At 72.1% G+C, this 15,307-nt stretch carries 15 protein-coding genes; 12 read left to right on the top strand and 3 right to left on the bottom strand.

Annotated elements, in window-relative coordinates; all coding sequences use genetic code 11:
- Window positions 1–2: 2 nt before the first annotated feature.
- Window positions 3–1,754, bottom strand: a complete 1,752-nt coding sequence (locus AB0J78_RS10025) for an SDR family oxidoreductase (protein ID WP_363788365.1) — start codon at window positions 1,752–1,754, stop codon at window positions 3–5.
- Between the two features lie 185 nt (window positions 1,755–1,939).
- Here AB0J78_RS10025 and selA point away from each other — a divergent pair, with 185 nt between their 5' ends.
- The 5 genes from selA (at window position 1,940) to AB0J78_RS10000 (ending at window position 7,650) form a co-directional block, all read left to right on the top strand.
- Window positions 1,940–3,223: an L-seryl-tRNA(Sec) selenium transferase gene (selA, locus tag AB0J78_RS10020; RefSeq protein ID WP_363788364.1), complete on the top strand. Its 1,284-nt coding sequence runs from the start codon at window positions 1,940–1,942 to the stop codon at window positions 3,221–3,223.
- 9 nt (window positions 3,224–3,232) lie between these two features.
- On the top strand, window positions 3,233–4,972 hold the full coding sequence (gene selB, locus AB0J78_RS10015; RefSeq protein ID WP_363788363.1) for a selenocysteine-specific translation elongation factor: 1,740 nt from the start codon (window positions 3,233–3,235) through the stop codon (window positions 4,970–4,972).
- A 64-nt stretch (window positions 4,973–5,036) separates the two neighbouring features.
- The gene (locus tag AB0J78_RS10010) at window positions 5,037–5,975 is read left to right on the top strand and encodes a Ku protein (RefSeq protein WP_363788362.1); all 939 of its coding nucleotides are present in this window, start codon (window positions 5,037–5,039) and stop codon (window positions 5,973–5,975) included.
- A 290-nt stretch (window positions 5,976–6,265) separates the two neighbouring features.
- The gene (locus AB0J78_RS10005; RefSeq protein ID WP_363788361.1) at window positions 6,266–7,246 is read left to right on the top strand and encodes a phytoene/squalene synthase family protein; all 981 of its coding nucleotides are present in this window, start codon (window positions 6,266–6,268) and stop codon (window positions 7,244–7,246) included.
- Window positions 7,247–7,317: 71 nt separating this feature from the next.
- The gene (locus AB0J78_RS10000) at window positions 7,318–7,650 is read left to right on the top strand and encodes a hypothetical protein (RefSeq protein WP_363788359.1); all 333 of its coding nucleotides are present in this window, start codon (window positions 7,318–7,320) and stop codon (window positions 7,648–7,650) included.
- A 20-nt stretch (window positions 7,651–7,670) separates the two neighbouring features.
- Here the strand turns inward: AB0J78_RS10000 and AB0J78_RS09995 are convergent, their stop codons facing one another.
- Window positions 7,671–8,828, bottom strand: coding sequence for a S8 family serine peptidase (locus AB0J78_RS09995; protein ID WP_363788358.1), 1,158 nt, complete (start codon window positions 8,826–8,828; stop codon window positions 7,671–7,673).
- A 208-nt stretch (window positions 8,829–9,036) separates the two neighbouring features.
- Here AB0J78_RS09995 and AB0J78_RS09990 point away from each other — a divergent pair, with 208 nt between their 5' ends.
- Complete coding sequence (locus AB0J78_RS09990; RefSeq protein ID WP_363788357.1) at window positions 9,037–9,462, top strand: universal stress protein; 426 nt, start codon at window positions 9,037–9,039, stop codon at window positions 9,460–9,462.
- Between the two features lie 97 nt (window positions 9,463–9,559).
- Here the strand turns inward: AB0J78_RS09990 and AB0J78_RS09985 are convergent, their stop codons facing one another.
- Window positions 9,560–10,321, bottom strand: coding sequence for an IclR family transcriptional regulator (locus tag AB0J78_RS09985; protein ID WP_363788356.1), 762 nt, complete (start codon window positions 10,319–10,321; stop codon window positions 9,560–9,562).
- 149 nt (window positions 10,322–10,470) lie between these two features.
- On the opposite strand from AB0J78_RS09985, the gene AB0J78_RS09980 reads away from it, so the two are divergent.
- From AB0J78_RS09980 to AB0J78_RS09955, 6 genes are all read left to right on the top strand, one after another.
- Window positions 10,471–11,397: a U32 family peptidase gene (locus tag AB0J78_RS09980; RefSeq protein WP_363788355.1), complete on the top strand. Its 927-nt coding sequence runs from the start codon at window positions 10,471–10,473 to the stop codon at window positions 11,395–11,397.
- Window positions 11,398–11,414: 17 nt separating this feature from the next.
- Window positions 11,415–12,863: an MFS transporter gene (locus AB0J78_RS09975; protein WP_363788354.1), complete on the top strand. Its 1,449-nt coding sequence runs from the start codon at window positions 11,415–11,417 to the stop codon at window positions 12,861–12,863.
- Window positions 12,864–12,994: 131 nt separating this feature from the next.
- Window positions 12,995–13,159: a hypothetical protein gene (locus AB0J78_RS09970; RefSeq protein ID WP_363788353.1), complete on the top strand. Its 165-nt coding sequence runs from the start codon at window positions 12,995–12,997 to the stop codon at window positions 13,157–13,159.
- Window positions 13,156–13,296 (top strand): hypothetical protein, encoded by a 141-nt coding sequence (locus tag AB0J78_RS09965; protein ID WP_363788352.1) that lies wholly within the window; start codon window positions 13,156–13,158, stop codon window positions 13,294–13,296. Before AB0J78_RS09970 ends, AB0J78_RS09965 begins: the two co-directional genes overlap by 4 nt.
- A gap of 23 nt (window positions 13,297–13,319) precedes the next feature.
- Complete coding sequence (locus tag AB0J78_RS09960) at window positions 13,320–14,225, top strand: RluA family pseudouridine synthase (RefSeq protein ID WP_363788351.1); 906 nt, start codon at window positions 13,320–13,322, stop codon at window positions 14,223–14,225.
- 320 nt (window positions 14,226–14,545) lie between these two features.
- Window positions 14,546–15,112 (top strand): GNAT family N-acetyltransferase, encoded by a 567-nt coding sequence (locus AB0J78_RS09955; protein ID WP_363788350.1) that lies wholly within the window; start codon window positions 14,546–14,548, stop codon window positions 15,110–15,112.
- Window positions 15,113–15,307: the final 195 nt, after the last annotated feature.

The raw sequence follows: 15,307 nt of genomic DNA, 5'->3' as shown, positions 1-15,307 counted from the left end.
TCCTACTTGGGCATGAGGTCGGCCCGCGCTGCGGCGCGCAGCAGGCGCGGGGTCAGCCGCGACAGCACCAGTCCGGCACGCGCTTCCGGCGTCACCGGCGCGATGGCCGGGGCCCGGCGCGTCGCGCGCAGGATCTCCTCAGCGGCGCGCTGAGGGCTGTAGTCGCGGCGCTGGTAGAGCTCGGTGGCCGCGCGCCTGCGCTTGGCCTGCTCGGCGTCCTCGGTGCCCGCGAAGCGGCTGCTGGTGGTGATGCCGGTGTTGACCAGTCCCGGGCACACCGCGGTGACCTTGATGCCGTCGGCGGCCAGCTCCACGCGCAGGCATTCGCTCAACCGCAGCACGGCGGCCTTGGTGGTGCTGTAGGCGGGCAGCACCTGGGACGGCAGGTACGCGGCCGCGGAGGCGACGTTGATGATCCGGCCGCCTTCGCCGCGCTCGACCATCTGCCGGCCGAACAGGTGGCAGCCGTGGATGACGCCCCAGAGGTTGACGTCGATGACGCTCTCCCAGTCGGCGACGCTGGTGTCCAGGAACGACCCCGCCAGGCCGATCCCGGCGTTGTTGATCACCACGTCTGGGGTCCCGAGCTCGGTCCGCACGCGCAGCGCGAAGTCGCTCATCGCGGTCCGGTCGGTGACGTCCACGCGGTGGGTGGTGACGGCGTCGCCGAGCAGATCGGCGGTGCCGCGCAGGGCCTTGTCGTCGACGTCGGCGGCGACGACGTGCGCACCGGCTTCGGCGAAGGCCTGCGCGGTGGCCCGGCCGATGCCGTTGCCCGCGCCGGTGATGACGACGAGCTGGTCGGCGAACTCACCGCGTCCGGGGCGGACCCGGGCGCTGCGCAGGCCTCGGGTCTGCTCGCCGCCTTCGACGTGGTCGATGAGTTCGGCGGCGCAGCGGGCCACGAGCTCGGGCCGGCTGCGGGGCAGCCAGTGGCCTCCCGGGAGCCGGCGCACCCGCAGGTCGTCGGCCAGGCCCTCGACCTGGGTCTGCAGCGGCGTCGAGACGAACGGGTCCCCGGTGGGCGCCAGGACCTGCACCGGGACGCTGGTGTGCCGCCGGACCGGGTCGCCCAGGCGTCCGGCGTTGGCGCGGTAGAGCTCCAGGCCGTTGATGCCGTCGGCGGTGACCGGGCGGGTGGGCCTACCGGCGGCCTTGGGGTCGAGGCGTTCGAGGGTCGAGATCAGCTTGGGCATGATGCCGCTGCGCCAGGCCAGCTCGGGTGCGGCGGGCAGCTGGAAGAACGCGATGTAGGCGGAGAAGGCCAGCTGCGTGGCCAGTTCGCGCAGATCTCGCGGGTTGGGGCGCAGTTTCGAGCGCAGCCACCGGCCGTAGTGGTCCAGGCTCGGGCCGGAGATCGAGGTGTAGGAGGCGATGCGCTCGGCTGCGCGCGGTTCGGTGACGGCGTGCCAGGCCTGCACCGATCCCCAGTCGTGCGCCAGCACGTGCACCGGCCGGTCCGGGCTGACGGCGTCGGCGACGCGGAACAGGTCGTCGGCGAGCCGGTCGACTCGGTAGCCGTCGGTGGTCGCGGGCCGGTCCGACTCGCCCGCTCCTCGCACGTCGTAGGTGACCACCTGGTATCGGTCGGACAGCGCGGCGACCACTCCGTCCCAGATGGTGTGGTTGTCCGGGTATCCGTGGACCGCCAGCACGGTCGGCGCGTCGGGCGGTCCGTGCACCTGCACGGCCAATCCCAGCCGGTCAGCGGTTTCGAGCCGACCGGTGCTGTCCCGCCACGATGCGCCATTCATGCGCGAAGCCTAACCACGTTGTCAATGGCTGTTGTCAGGGTCCACTCGATCGAACTCCGGACTCACCCGAACTCCCCACCTGCGCCCGGATTTCGACGGGAATCGGAACCCGGCATTCCACCGGATCCGGGGTCCGCACCGGGCGTTGGTGGGCGGGGAGGTGGGTGGCTTCCTATGGTGGGGGCATGGGTGATCGGCGGCGAGCTGTTCCGGGGACCGACCGCGTGCTGGCCGATCCGGGCGTGGCCACGGCGGTGGAGCGCCTGGGGCATCAGCTGGTCGCCCAGACCGTCCGGGAGGTGGCGCAGCGGGCGCGGGACGGGTTGCTGGAACCGGAGAGCGTCGTGGCGGAAACGCTTGCCGCGCTGCCCCGTTCGGCGTCCGGGATGCGACCTGTGATCAACGCGACCGGGGTGCTGCTGCACACCAACCTCGGGCGCGCACCGCTGTCCCGCGCGGCGCGCGAAGCGCTCCAGGTGGCGGCGGGCACCACCGACGTGGAACTGGACCTCGACACCGGCGACCGGGGCCGTCGCGGAGCCTCGGCAGTCGAGGCGCTGCTGGACGCCGTGCCCGGAGCCGAGGACGCGCACCTGGTGAACAACGGTGCGGCGGCGCTCGCCCTGGCGGCCACCGCGCTGGCGGCCGACCGGGAGATCGTCCTGTCACGCGGCGAAATGGTGGAGATCGGTGACGGGTTCCGCATCCCCGAGCTGCTCACCTCCACCGGCGCACGACTGCGCGAGGTCGGCACGACCAACCGGGTTCGGCTCGACGACTACCGCCAAGCGCTGGGCGCCGACACCGGTTTCGCGCTCAAGATCCATCCGTCGAACTTCGTGATCAGCGGTTTCACCGCCGAGGTCGGGCTGGCCGAGCTGCGCGAGCTCGACGTTCCCGTGGTGGCGGACATCGGTTCGGGACTGCTGCGGCCGGATCCGGCGCTGCCCGGCGAACCGGACGCGGCGACCGCCCTGGCCAACGGGGCTGATCTCGTCATCGCCAGCGGCGACAAGCTCCTCGGCGGCCCGCAGTGCGGTCTGCTGCTCGGCCGCGCGGACGTCGTGCGGCGGTTGCGCCGCCACCCCCTGGCGCGCGCGCTGCGAGTCGACAAGTTGACGCTGGCCGCGCTGGAGGCCACCGTGCGCGGACCGCGCCCACCGGTCACCGAGGCGCTGCACCGCTCCGGCCTGGCCGAACGCGCTGCGGCGCTGGCGGATTCGCTGGCGGCGGCCGGCGTTCCCGCCGAGGCGGTCGACTCCGGCGCCAGCGTCGGCGGCGGAGGGGCGCCCGGAGTGGTGCTCTCGAGCGCGGCGGTGGCGCTGCCCGCGCGGTTCGCCAAGCAGCTGCGCCTCGGCGAACCCCCGGTGATGGCGCGCCTGGAGCGCAACCGGTGCCTGCTGGACCTGTTCGCCCTCGACCCCGACGACGACGAGGTGTTGCGGCGCGCGGTGCTGGCCGCGCACTAGGAGGTGCCCATGCGCGTGGTGGCCACGGCCGGCCACGTCGACCACGGCAAGTCCACGCTGATCCGGCGGCTCACCGGCATGGAACCCGACCGGTGGGCGGAGGAACGGCGCCGGGGCCTGACCCTCGACCTGGGCTTCGCCTGGACCGAGCTGACCGACGGCTGCGCGGTGGCCTTCGTCGACGTGCCGGGCCACGAGCGGTTCGTGCCGAACATGCTCGCCGGGGTCGGCCCGGTGCCCGCGGTCCTGTTCGTGGTCGCCGCCGACGAGGGCTGGATGCCGCAGTCCGATGAGCACCTCGACGCGCTGCACGCCCTGGAGGTCTCCGACGGGCTGCTGGTCATCACCCGCAGCGACCTCGCCGACCCCCGACCCGCGCTGGAGCAGGCTCGGCACCGGCTGCGCGGGACGAGCCTGGAGGAGATCCCGTCGGTGCTGGTCAGCGGCCGCACCGGAGCCGGTTTCGACGAACTCGCCGAAGCCTTGGACGCGATGCTGCACCGGCTCCCGCCCGCCGACGCCGACGCCGATGTGCGGCTGTGGATCGACCGCGCCTTCGTCATCCGAGGTGCCGGAACGGTCGTGACCGGAACGCTGCAGGGCGGCACGGTGCGCGTCGGCGACCAGCTGGCCCTCACCCCGTCCGGGCTCGACGCCCCGGTGCGGTCGCTGCACGCGCTGGGCACCGCCGAGGAGTCGATCACCGCGCCCGCGCGGGTGGCAGTCAACCTGCGCGGAGTGGACCTCGACCAGGTCCGGCGCGGCCACGCCCTGATCACCCCCGGGCGCTGGCTGACCACCGACGTCGTCGACGTACGCCTGCACCCCTCGGGGGACGTGCCGCGAGAGCTGGTGCTGCACATCGGTTCCGCCGCCGTACCCGCGCGGGTCCGCCCGCTGGGCACCGACACCGCCCGGCTGGCGCTGCGGGAGGCGCTGCCGCTGCGGATCGGCGATCGCGCGCTGCTGCGCGACCCCGGCGGGCACCAGGTCCGCGGCGGGGTCACCATCCTCGACGTGCGACCTCCCCCGCTGCGCCGCCGCGGTGCCGCCCGGCTGCGCGCCGAAGTCCTCTCCGGCATGCGCGGAACCCCGGACTGGGCCGACGAGCTGCGACGGCGCGGGATCGCGCGGGCGGACGAACTGGCCGCGATGGGCGCCACCCCGCCGACGGCGGGTCCGTGGCTGATCTCCGAGCAGCACCGCGCCGAGCTCGCCGCCAGGCTGCGCGAGGTGTTCGCCGAGCACCGGCGAGCGCACCCGCTGCACGAGGGCATGCCCTCCGGCGCCGCCGCCCGCGCGCTGGACCTGCCGGATCCGGCGCTGCTGCCCGGCATCGCCGCCGAAGCGGACCTGCACCTGGCGGCCGGCCGCCTCAGCGACGGCGCCACCGCCCTGCCCGACCGGGTCGCGCGCGCCGTGGAAGCGGTCCGCAGCGGACTGCGCGAGCACCCGTTCCGCGCGCCCACCGCCGAGGAGCTGGCCGAGCTCGGCATCGGGGACCGCGAGCTCGCCGCCGCCGAGCGCACCGGCGCACTGCTGCGGCTGGGCCCGGGCCTGGCGCTGCTGCCCGACGCCGAGCGCACGGCGCTGCCCCGGCTGGCGGAGCTGGCCGAGCCCTTCACCCTCAGCGAGGCCAAGCGAGCACTGGACACCACGCGCCGGGTCGCGGTTCCCTTGCTGGAGATGCTCGCTCGCCGCGGCCGCACCCGCAGGCTCCCGGACGGCACCCACCGCCTGGTGCGCTGAGCACTGCGATCTTGCGGCCGCCACCTCATCGTGGAAGCAGGCGCCGGGCGATGGGAGGCACACCATGCCGCGCAAGATCTGGACCGGGTCGATCAACTTCGGCCTGGTGACCATTCCGGTCGGGCTGTACGCGGCGACCGAGGACCACACGATCCAGTTCCACCAGTACCAGCGCGGGACCACCGACCGGATCCGCTACAAGCGGGTCAACGAGACCACCGGCGACGAGGTCGGCTACAACGACATCGTCAAGGGGCGCGAGCACGGCGACGGGATCATCACCGTCGAGCAGTCCGAACTCGACGAGATCGCGCCGGGACGTTCGCGCACCATCGACATCAGCACGTTCGTCGATCTCGGAGAGATCGACCCGGTGCACTTCCAGAAGACCTACTGGCTGGCGCCCAACTCCAAGGAGCACTACCGGCCGTACAACCTGCTGCGCCGGGCCATGGAGCAGACCGGGCAGGCCGGGATCGCCACGTTCGTGCTGCGCGGCAAGCAGTACCTCACGGCGGTGCGCGCCGACGCCGACGTGCTGGCGCTCAACACGCTGTACTTCGCCGACGAGATCCGCGACCCGGCCGATCTGGTGGGCGATCAGCCCGAGCAGTCCAAGCCCACGGACAAGGAAATCCAGATGGCCACCACCATCATCGAGTCGATGAGCGGCGAGTGGCAGCCCGAGGAGTACTCCGACACCTACACCGAACGGGTCGAGGAGCTGCTGGCCGAGAAGGCGCGCGGCGGCGAGGTGCAGGCGGCCGAGGCTCCGCCGCAGCCCACCGACGTCATCGACCTCACCGAGGCGCTGCGCCGCAGCGTCGACGAGGCCCGCAAGGGCCGCAAGCCCGCGCCGTCCGAGGACCTCTCGGAGCTCACCAAGGCCGAGCTCGACGACCGCGCCAAGCAGCTGGGCATCAAGGGCCGGTCGAAGATGAAGCGCGCCGAGCTCGAACAGGCCGTCGCCGAAGCCGGGCAGGGGTCCCGCAGGGCGTCCTGAGCACCACCCCACCCGTGGTGGCAGGAGCAACGCCGCAGGTCGCGGGCGCGGACGAAAAAGATCCGCGATCTTGCGTCATGACCCCGCAGCAGATCGGTCCCGATCACGTGGGCAGCCTGGTTCTCCGCCCACGGGCGCGCGGGAGCTAGAGGGGATTCCGCGTGTGAAAAGCCGCCGGGCGCACCTGCTGTGGATGCGGGTCGTGCCCGGCGGTCCCCGCACGTGACCGGGTTCACCGAGCAGCGCCACCGACGGCACCGGGCCGGGTGGGGTGTGCTGAGATTCAGCGCATGGACGCGGGTGCCTGGTCGGCGGTGGGAGCACGCCGTGAACTCGACTCCGCTGGCGTGCCGCCCGCCCTGCGCCCCGCCTACCTGCGCTCGAGGGCTCTCAACGCCGAGCACGGGCGCACCTACTTCCTCGCGACCCGCCTGCTGCCGCCGGATCGGCGGCCCGCGGTGCACGCGCTCTACGGTTTCGCGCGCTGGGTCGACGACATCGTCGACGAGCTGGGCGAGGACTCCCCCGAGCTGCGGGCCGAACGGCTCGACCAGCTGGAGGAGCGGCTGCGCGCGGCGCTGAAGTCGGGGACCAGCGAGCACCCGGTGTTGGCCGCGCTGGTCGACACCGTGGAGCGCCACCAGGTCGATCCGGTGTTGTTCGAGGACTTCCTGGCCTCGATGCGGATGGACCTCACCGTCACCTCCTACCCCACCCGCACCGACCTGGAGAACTACATCCACGGCTCGGCCGCGGTCATCGGCCTGCAGCTGCTGCCGGTGCTGGGCACGGTCGGTCCACCGGCCGAGGCGCGCGCTGCCGCCGCCGCACTGGGCGTGGCGTTCCAGCTGACGAACTTCCTGCGCGACGTCGGCGAGGACCTGGACCGGGGGCGGGTCTACCTCCCCGCCGACGAGTTGGCGGTGTTCGGCGTGGACCGGGAGCGGCTGCTGCGGTGCCGCGCACGGGGGCGCGCTGACGGGCCGGTGCGGCGCGCGCTGGCCGACCAGGTGGCGCGGACCCGGGCGCACTACCGGGCCGCCGAGCCGGGGATCGGGCTGCTCGCGCCGGACTCGCGTCCCTGCGTGCGCACGGCGGCGGTGCTCTACGGGGAGATCCTCGACCACGTGGTCGCTTCCGGCTACGACGTGTTCGCCAGGCGCATCGCCGTGCCCGTCTCGCGCCGGTGGGCGGTCGCCGCGCGTGCGGCCGGTGTGGTGCTGGCCTCGCGGGCGGTGCGCGGAGGCGTGACCTCCCGGTTTCGCGGGTAGTCGAGGGTTGCCCGGGCAAGGCACCGGGCCGGTATTCGCCGCCTGCCTGTTCGACACCGGGGAGCCCGATGATGAACGCACGATCCACGAGTTGGCAGGACGTCAGCGCTACCGCGGACATGGTCACCGTCGCTGGTCAGCGCTTGCACGAGGGGACCCGCGCGATCGCGGGGACCCCGGCGGAGGCGGCGAGGGCGCGGGATGCGCTGCTGGACCTCAGCGCGGCCAGCGCCCGCCTGGCCCGGCAGCTCGACCTGCTCGCGGCCGACAGCGGCGGTGGCGGTTCCGAACCGCCCGAGGTGCACGTGGCGCTCGACCAGGCCGCCGCCGCGGCCGAAGACCTCGGCAACTGCACGCGGGCGGCGGCACGGGCGATCGAGGACGAGCTGAACGGCGAGCGCTGACGGCGCCCGACCTCACCTGGTCAGGGCGCCTGCACGAGCCCGGCGCCGACGTCGGTGGCCGGAAGCGGCAACCGGCGGGCCGACTGCGTCAACCGCGTCCACAGCGCACGCGCGCGATCCGGCGACTGCTGCGCGTGCAGCGCGGCGATGCCGGAGACGTGCGGGGTGGCCATGCTGGTGCCGCTGAGCTTGCGGTAGTGCTCGGCGCCGGGCCAGCTGGAGTAGACGTCCACCCCGGGTGCGGCCAGGTCGACCTGCCCGACCTGGTCGACGGTGCCGCACGAGAAGTCGGCGATCTGCATCTGCGAGTCCACCGCTCCCACCGCCATCACCGACGGGCAGTTGGCCGGGTGACCGACCGGGGCGATGATGCCCGCCGAGCGCTGGCTCTCGTTGCCGGCGGCGGCGATGATCAGCGTCCCGCGCTCCAGCGCGCGACGCGCGACGCGCTCGAACGCCTCCGAGTACGGCGCACCGGGTTCGGTGGGCGAGCCCAGCGACATGGACACGATCGAGCAGCTGTTGGAGATCGCCCACTCGACGCCGGACAGGATCCCGCTGTCCGAGCCCGATCCGTCGTCGCCGAGGACCTTGCCCGCGTAGATGCTGGCCTCGTGCGCGATGCCGTAGCCGGGTCCGGCCTGCGAGGTGCGCGGTCCGCACGCGGTTCCGATGACGTGGGCGCCGTGACCGTGACCGTCGTGGGCGCTCTGGCCCTCGACGAAGGCACCGGTGACGATGTCGCGGCCGGCGAAGTCGGGGTGCTGCTCGTCCAGACCGGTGTCGAGCACGGCCACCCGCACTCCGGCTCCGGTCGCCGCGGCGGCGTCGGCGCGCACCGCCTGAAGTCCCCAGGTGAACTCGCCTTCCGGCGGTGGCGTCGGCTCGCCGATGGCGAAAACTCTGCGCTCGGCCTCGATCCCGGCGATCGGGCCGGTCTCACCCGCCGCCCGCTGCAGGTTGGCGAACTGCTCCTCGTCGGCGTCGATCAGGGCGATGCCGAGCTGGTGCAGCACGATTCCGCCGGCACCGCTGAACAGTTCGCCCGGTGCCGCGCCCGCCGCGTCGGCGGTGTTGGCGCAGCGGATCCCGGTTAAGCGGGTCACCTCTCGGGTGCCGATGATGGTCGAGTCGTCTTCGAGCAGGACCAGGTATCGCCCGGTCTGGCTGGAGGTCATGTCGCTCCTCGTCGGTGGTTGGCGCGGGGATGCGCCTCATCGGTAACCGACCGAGATCGACGATCTCAACGGATTCCCATCCCCTAAACCCGTTCGTGTTAACCGGTGCGGGGATGGCGGGGCCGACACGCCGCGTGAACAGCGTCGGACTGGACGCGGATCAGTCTCCCGTACTTCCATGGAGACAGGGCCAACGCGGGAGGTCGTCATGACGGAGCACGGCAGGATCGTCGTCGGCGTGGACGGATCGGAACCCTCGAAGTGCGCGATGCGCTGGGCGCTCGAACAGGCCAAGCTCACCGGTTCCACGGTGCGCGCGATCAGCGCCTGGGAGTTCCCCGCGTTCTACTCCTGGGAAGGCGGTCCGATGCCGCCCGACGACTTCGAGGACTCCGCCCGGCAATGCCTGGACGACACCGTCGCGGAGTTCAAGCAGGCCACGCCGGAGGTGACCATCGAGCGCGAGCTGGTGCACGGCCACGCAGCGCAGGCCCTCATCGACGCCTCCGCCGACGCCGACCTGCTGGTCGTGGGAAGCAGGGGCCACGGCAGCTTCTACGGCGCGCTGCTGGGATCGGTGAGCCAGCGCTCCGCGCTGCACTCGAAGTGCCCGGTGGTCATCGTCCGGCGCTGATCCCAGCTCGGCTGCGCAACGCATCGGAGACGCGGAAGCCGAGGTGGTCCTCCCGCGAGCAGGAGTACCACCTCGGCTTCGTGCTCCGCGCACTCCGTCAGGCGGTGTGGCCGAGCCTTTCGGACAGCGCGGCGGCACCGTCCCGGACGAGGTCGCGCAGCGCGGCCTCAGTCTCGTCGTTCCAGCGCAGGATCGGCACCGAGATGCTCATGGCCGCGACGACCTCACCGCTGGTGTCGCGCACCGGCGCGGCCACGCACGCCACGGACTCGTTGGACTCGCAGTACTCGCGGGCCACGCCGTCCTCGGCGATCTCGTCGAGCTCTTTGCGCAGCGCCTTGCGGTTGGTGATGCTGTGCTCGGTCATCGCGTCGAGCTTGTGGCCGCTGTAGATCTCGTCGACCTCGGCGCGGGGCAGCGACGCCAGCAGCGTCTTGCCCAGCGCCGTGCAGTGCGCCGGGAGCCTGCGCCCGACGGCGGAGACCATCCGCACCGGGTGGCTGCTGTCCACCTTGGAGACGTAGAGGACGTCGGCGCCTTCGCGCACGCCCACGTGGACGGTCTCCTGGCAGCGCTCGGCGATCTCCTCCGCGACCAGCTGCCCCTCCCGGGCCAGGTCCAGCCGCTCGGCGTAGGCCGACCCCAGCTGGAAGCTGCGCACGCCCAGCCGGTACTTGTTGGTGGCGCGCCCGGTGGGCATCAGATAGCCGCGCTCGTTGAGCGTGCCGACCAGCTCGTGCACCGTGGTGCGCGGCAGCCCGAGCTGCGCGGTGATCTCCGGCGCGCTGAGTTCGTCGGCCTCCAGGAACAGTTCGAGGACGTCGAATGCCCGTTCCACGGCCGGTACCGCTCGTGCCAACGCTGGCGCTCCTTCCGCTTCGAGGCCAACCCCTAGTTGACCGGTATTTCGAACATCGTACCTGATTTCGACGGCGTATTGACCTTCGCTTCATTCCGACCATACGATTTTACGAACGTTGTTCGGAATATCGAACGGAGATTTCACTGGTGCGCCAGACACGTGACTTCCTGCGATCCCTGGGTCTGCCCACCGACGACACCGCGGTCACCAGCGACAAGAGATTCCCCGACGGCGCCCAGTACCGGGTGGAGATCCCCAGCACCGAAGGCCCCGATGTGCTCGACGCGGTGCTGGCCGAGGCCGACGCCCGCGGCGTGCTGGTGCACCGGATCTCCCAAGGCAGCGGCGGCATGCTGCTCACCGACGACGAACTCGCCGCCATGGCCTCCACCGCCGCCGGGCGGTCGGTCGAGCTGAGCCTGTTCGCCCGGCCGCTGGCCGGCTGGGACACCAGCGCGATGGCGGTGTCCTCGGGCGGGGCCCCGGTGGCCGCGCAGGCGCGCGGCACCGAGCAGCTGGTGCACGTGCTGGAGGACATCCGCCGCACGGCCGAATCCGGCATCCGCAGCGTGCTCGTCACCGACCTGGGCGTGCTCAAGGTCGCCTCCGCGATGCGCGAGGCCGGCGACCTGCCCACCGACCTGCAGTTCAAGATCAGCGTCCAGATGGGCCTGTCGAACCCGGCGGCCGTGCGCATCGCCGAGGACCTGGGCGCCGACACCTACAACGTGCCCACCGATCTCAGCCTCGGTCAGCTGGCCGCGATCCGGGCCGCCACGGACCTGCCGCTGGACATCTACGTCGAGGCGCCCGACGACATGGGCGGATTCGTCCGGCACTTCGAGATCGCCGAGATCGTGCGCGTCGCGGCCCCGGTCTACGTCAAGTTCGGACTGCGCAACGCGCCGAACATCTACCCCAGCGGCAGCCACCTCACCCCCACCGCCGTCGCGCTGGGCCGCGAACGGGTGCGTCGCGCGCAGCTGGGTCTCGGGCTGCTCGCGCGCTACTCCCCCGACGCGATCGCCTCGGTGCTGCCCGCCGAGGGCCTGGCCGTGCCCACGGCCGGGTAGCGGCCTATCGTCGGCGCGTGTCCACCGCCGTCGCTCTTCGGTCCGGTTCCGGTCGCTGGATCCTGCTGGCCACGATCCTCGGTTCCGGGGTGGCGTTCCTGGACGGTTCCGTGGTCAACGTGGCGCTGCCGGCCATCGGCCGCGACGTCGGGGGCGGACTGCGCGTCCTGCAGTGGGTGCTGGACGCCTACCTGCTCACGTTGAGCGCGCTGCTGCTGCTCGGCGGTGCGCTGGGCGATCGCTACGGCCGACGCCGCGTGTTCACGATCGGGCTGGTGGTGTTCACCCTCGCTTCGCTGGGCTGCGGGCTGGCCCCCACCGGCGAAGCGCTGATCGTGGCGCGGCTGGTGCAGGGCGTCGGCGGGGCGCTGCTGGTCCCGGGCAGCCTGGCGCTGATCAACGCCTCCATCGACCCGGACGACCGCGGCGAGGCCGTCGGCCGCTGGGCCGGGTTGACCGGCGTGTCCTCGGCGATCGGGCCATTCGTGGGCGGCTGGCTCGTGGACGCCGCGTCGTGGCGGTGGGTGTTCTTCATCAACGTGCCGATCGCCGCGGCCGCGCTGCTGGCGCTGCGCCACGTTCCCGAGACGCGGGGCCCGAACGCCACTGGACGCCTGGACATCGGCGGCGCGGTGGCCGTCACGGTCGGGCTCGCCGGAACGATCTTCGCGCTGATCGAGGTCCCCTCCGCCGGCTGGGACGCGGCCTCCACCACGGCTGCGGTGGTCGGAGTCACCGCGCTCGTGGTGTTCCCGTGGCTGGAAGTGCGCCACCCGAGTCCGCTGCTGCCGCTGTCGCTGCTGCGGTCCTCGCAGTTCACCGGCGCGAACCTGGTGACCCTGACGGTCTACGCGGCGCTGAGCGGTGCGCTGTTCCTGCTGTCGTTGCAGCTGCAGCAAACGATGGGCTACACGGCCTTGGAGACAGGCATCGCCACGCTGCCGATCACGATCATCATGCTGCTGCTGTCGGGCCGGGTGGGTGCGCTGGCGCAGCGCACCGGCCCGCGCGTGCCGATGACGGTCGGGCCGTTCGCCTGCGCGGCCGGGTTGTGGCTGCTCACCCGCGCCGAGGCCGGTGCGAGCTACCTGGGCGGGGTGCTGCCGGGCGTGCTGGTGTTCGGACTGGGTCTGTCGATCACCGTCGCTCCGCTGACCGCGGCCGTGCTGGGCTCGGTCGGGCCGGAACGGGGCGGCGTCGCCTCGGGGGTCAACAACGCGGTGTCACGCCTGGCCGGGCTGCTGGCGGTGGCGGTGCTGCCGGTCGTCGCCGGGCTGGCCGGCACCGGTGACGGCGCACCGCTGGGGCCCGGGTTCGCGACCGCGCTTTACATCTCGGCGGGCATGTGCGCCGCGGGTGGGGTGATCGCGGCGCTGACCATCGACCGCGGGGACCGGGTGGAGACTCCTCCGCTGCCCGGCCTCAACCACGCGTGTCAGGACCCGGCCTGCCAGTGCCGCGACTGATTCGAACGCCTCGTGTCGTGTTCACCCCGCCGAAGCTACGGGCGCCCCGATGCGGAGCGTAAGGTACAAAGTCACCGTTTCAGCGGTGCTTTTCACTGCACCGCGCAGCGCCGATGTGGTGAGATCGAGCCATGAGACGAGGTCGGCGCGGCCATCCGTGCGAGGTGCCCACCCAGATCGGGTTGTACCGGTGCCCGGAGTGCGGCCAGCAGTGGGAGATCCACGGCATCGAGGGCAACCCGCAGGTCCGCAAGGTCAGCCGCGTCGGCTGGTTCTTCGCCAAGCTCCTGGGATGAGGCGCGCGCCCGAGGAGATCCTGGTGGGGACGACGAAGTACCAGGTCTGCCAGGCGTCCCTCGACGACCTCGCCGGAACCGTCGGGCTGCTCGTCGACGACGTGCTCGCCCGCGAGGGCTTCAAGATGCACCTGTGACCTCTGGTTATGCTGGCCGGACCATGCGCCGCAAGCTCCGCTCACCGCTGCCCCAGCGCGACGGCCTGGACCCGGTCCGGCTGCACCTGCCCACCGACGGGCGGTGGGCGACCGTCCGGGACTTCCTCGTCGAGCGGATCCCCAAGCTGGCGGCGGACCGCATCGACGGGATGCTGCGCGCCGGCCGGTTCGTCACCCACGACGGTCCACTGGCACCGGATTCCCCGTACCGGCCGGGCGGTTTCGTGTGGTTCCACCGCGACGTGGCGCCGGAGACCCCGGTGCCGTTCGAGCTGGAGATCCTGCACCGCGACGAGGACATCCTGGTCGTGGACAAGCCGCACTTCCTGGCCACCACACCACGCGGCGGGCACATCACCGAGACCGCGCTCATCCGCCTGCGCAGGCAGCTGGACCTGCCGGACCTCTCCCCCGCGCACCGCCTGGACCGCGCCACGGCGGGCGTGGTGCTGTTCGTGGTCGACCCCGCGCTGCGCGGCGCGTACCAAACCCTCTTCCACGACCGGCGGGTGGACAAGACCTACGAGGCCATCGCCGGCTACGACCCGGACCTGACGCTGCCCCGCACCGTCCGCAGCCGGATCATCAAGCACCGAGGCGTGCTGGCCGCCGTCGAGGAACCGGGCACCCCGAACGCCGAAACCCGCGTCGAACTCCTCGAACGCCGCGACGGCCTCGCCCGCTACCGCCTGCACCCCCGCACCGGACGCACCCACCAGCTCCGCGTCCACCTCAACTCCCTGGGCCTGCCGATCGTCGGCGACGACCTCTACCCCGAGGTCCGCGCGAAGTCCCCGAACGACTTCACCGATCCCCTCCGACTCCTGGCCCGCTCCCTGGAGTTCACCGACCCCAGAACCGGCGAACACCGCCACTTCCACTCCCTCCGAAACCTCGACTGGCCCTAATCCCCACTCCCCTCACCACGAAGGTGCGGTACGCGCATTACCGGGGTCTTCCAGGGACAGCACCGTCCAGACGCGTGGTGGTCACCCACCTTCCGATTTCCACTGAAGCCCGACACCGGATTTCCACTGAAATCCGGCCCTCTGCGCGTCGGGGCCGGGTTCTTCTTGTTCGCCTCAGCATTGATTTCGGTCGGCACTGAAGGGATAGGTGTCAGTAACGGGTGTATGGGGTGTGCGCTGGGCGGATAGAATCCGAGGTGGCTTCCCCCATCACCCGATCCGGCGAGTTCCGCCGGTTGCGCGGAAGGCGAGGGCAGACGATGCAACTTCCGCTGACCACCGAACGGCTCGTGGTCCGGGACTGGACCGCCGACGACGCCGACGTGCAGGCCGCGCTGGACCTCTACGGCCGCCCCGAGGTCACCGAATGGCTGACCCCGGTGATCTCCAACGTCGCCGACCTGGCCGCGATGCGCGCCGTGGTGCACTCCTGGATCGAGTCGCAGCCCAACCTCGTGCCACCGACGGGCCGCTTCGCGATGCACCGCCGCGAGGACTCCCAGGTCGTGGGCGGACTGGTGCTGCGCATGCTGCCGCCCTACGACCACGACCTCGAACTGACCTGGCAGCTGCGGCCCGACGAGTGGGGGCACGGCTACGCCACCGAGGCCGCGATCGCCCTGCTGCACTGGGCGTTCACCTTCGACATCGACGAGATCTTCGCGCTGGCCCGGCCGGACAACACGCGCGCGATCGCCACCGCGCAGCGCATCGGCATGGACTGGGCGGGCGAGACCACGAAGTACTACGACACCTCGCTGCAGGTCTACCGGGTCAGGTACAGCGATCTGCCCGACGTCCCGGGCGTCGGGGACACCGAGGACTGAGCCGGAAACATCACTATCCGTGGCGAAATAAGCCGCCATCGGGTGATCACAACAGGCCCGGACGGCGGTTTCAGGATGTAATCCTGGAGTAGTCGCTCGAGCGCCGAGAGTGGCGCACCCGACGGAGGAACCTTGCCACGGCCACACGACAGGAATCCGGTCCCGCCCCGGCGCCCCAGGGGGCGGCAGCCGGCC

The sequence above is a fragment of the Saccharopolyspora sp. NPDC049426 genome, assembly GCF_040676935.1.
Taxonomy (GTDB): Bacteria; Actinomycetota; Actinomycetes; order Mycobacteriales; family Pseudonocardiaceae; genus Saccharopolyspora.
Note: the sequence above shows the minus strand (reverse complement) of the source record. Positions and strands in the feature narration are given on the sequence as shown.

Bases quoted from the DNA above. Each gene is read 5' to 3' on its own strand.
- AB0J78_RS09965 (WP_363788352.1), top strand. From the start codon at position 13,156: ATGAGGCGCGCGCCCGAGGAGATCCTGGTGGGGACGACGAAGTACCAG.
- AB0J78_RS09990 (WP_363788357.1), top strand. From the start codon at position 9,037: ATGACGGAGCACGGCAGGATCGTCGTCGGCGTGGACGGATCGGAACCC.
- AB0J78_RS10005 (WP_363788361.1), top strand. From the start codon at position 6,266: ATGGACGCGGGTGCCTGGTCGGCGGTGGGAGCACGCCGTGAACTCGAC.
- selA (WP_363788364.1), top strand. From the start codon at position 1,940: ATGGGTGATCGGCGGCGAGCTGTTCCGGGGACCGACCGCGTGCTGGCC.
- AB0J78_RS09970 (WP_363788353.1), top strand. From the start codon at position 12,995: ATGAGACGAGGTCGGCGCGGCCATCCGTGCGAGGTGCCCACCCAGATC.
- AB0J78_RS09960 (WP_363788351.1), top strand. From the start codon at position 13,320: ATGCGCCGCAAGCTCCGCTCACCGCTGCCCCAGCGCGACGGCCTGGAC.
- AB0J78_RS10010 (WP_363788362.1), top strand. From the start codon at position 5,037: ATGCCGCGCAAGATCTGGACCGGGTCGATCAACTTCGGCCTGGTGACC.
- AB0J78_RS10025 (WP_363788365.1), bottom strand. From the start codon at position 1,754: ATGAATGGCGCATCGTGGCGGGACAGCACCGGTCGGCTCGAAACCGCT.
- AB0J78_RS09955 (WP_363788350.1), top strand. From the start codon at position 14,546: ATGCAACTTCCGCTGACCACCGAACGGCTCGTGGTCCGGGACTGGACC.
- selB (WP_363788363.1), top strand. From the start codon at position 3,233: ATGCGCGTGGTGGCCACGGCCGGCCACGTCGACCACGGCAAGTCCACG.
- AB0J78_RS10000 (WP_363788359.1), top strand. From the start codon at position 7,318: ATGAACGCACGATCCACGAGTTGGCAGGACGTCAGCGCTACCGCGGAC.
- AB0J78_RS09995 (WP_363788358.1), bottom strand. From the start codon at position 8,828: ATGACCTCCAGCCAGACCGGGCGATACCTGGTCCTGCTCGAAGACGAC.